We start from the raw sequence: 698 nt of genomic DNA on the forward strand, positions 1-698 counted from the left end.
CGGCCCCGAGTTCCAGTCCTTTGACACGATCTTCCACTTGATCGCGGGCAGTCAGGAACAGGACGGGCATTCCGATCCCCCGGTCACGCAGGGCTTGCAGCACTTGCCAGCCATTCAGGCCAGGCAGCATGACATCCAGGATCAGCAGGTCATATTCGCCCTGCAGGGCCATATGCAGGCCATCCGCGCCGTTGGGCACGAGGTCGGAAATGTATCCAGCTTCTGTCAAACCCTGACGCAGGTACTCACCCGTTTTGGGCTCGTCTTCGACGATCAATATTTTCACGTGTGCGCTTCCGTTCAATGCTTTGGCGAGAGTTTGCCAAGTTTGAGGCGTTCTGACAGGTAGATAACAACAATGTAATTTTCAGAACATCTGAATGAAAGGGTGGTCTCTCCAGAATCTCCACATCATGAGATCAAAGATTCTTTTAGAGGAGACCATGCTCACTTCCAGTTACCTGCCGCCCTTCAGGGCTCTGTTGCCTTCGACACTGGTGTTGTTTGCGGGGGCAGCTTTCGCACAAGCTCCAGCAGATACCGAGGCTCCCAAGCCTGCACCGCTGGCAACGTTGCAATACGCGTCCCCTATCGGGGCTTATCAGGGCTATGCGGATCAACCGGTGCAATCCTGGCGCGAAGCCAATGATCGTGTGGGCCAGATTGGCGGCTGGCGCGCCTATGCTAAGGAAATCAAG

Annotated in this window: 2 protein-coding genes; one reads left to right on the top strand and one right to left on the bottom strand. The window is 55.3% G+C overall.

What is annotated here, in order from left to right:
* A partial coding sequence (locus D3H34_RS33325; RefSeq protein ID WP_119558917.1) for a response regulator occupies window positions 1-286 on the bottom strand: 286 nt, incomplete at its 3' end.
* Window positions 287-413: 127 nt separating this feature from the next.
* On the opposite strand from D3H34_RS33325, the gene D3H34_RS33330 reads away from it, so the two are divergent.
* A partial coding sequence (locus D3H34_RS33330; RefSeq protein WP_286186591.1) for a hypothetical protein occupies window positions 414-698 on the top strand: 285 nt, incomplete at its 3' end.

The organism is Acidovorax cavernicola, from assembly GCF_003581445.1.